The organism is Vibrio sp. OPT46 (assembly GCF_015163535.1).
In the GTDB taxonomy this organism is placed as follows: Bacteria; Pseudomonadota; Gammaproteobacteria; order Enterobacterales; family Vibrionaceae; genus Vibrio; species Vibrio alginolyticus.
Window position 1 is genome coordinate 6105 of the sequence record NZ_JADDYG010000384.1, and the last position, 292, is coordinate 6396.

A 292-nucleotide genomic window follows, 5' to 3' on the forward strand; every position below is an offset into this window, starting at 1 on the left:
TGTAGAAGAAAAAGAAGGTGTTTTAGTTTTTAAAGGTGAATACTTCCTTGATGACAAAGGTTTACCAACTTCAAATACGACTGCAGTATTCAATATGTTCAAATACTTAGCGCATCACCTTTCTAAGGAATTTACGCTGGTTAAATAGTATTGGGAAACCAAAAAGCCAGAGTGTTATTCACTCTGGCTTTCCTGTTTCAGGTCAGAATATTTAGCAGCTTAAAGCCTTAAGTTTGTCGAAGTAGTCAGGGAACGTTTTCGACGTACACTTTGGATCGTTAATCGTCACAGG

At 37.3% G+C, this 292-nt stretch carries 1 protein-coding gene; it reads left to right on the top strand.

The annotated features are described in order from the left end of the window. Positions 1-148: DUF2498 family protein (locus IQR33_RS33425; protein ID WP_228013969.1), on the top strand; the 148-nt coding region annotated here is incomplete at its 5' end. Positions 149-292 lie beyond the last annotated feature (144 nt).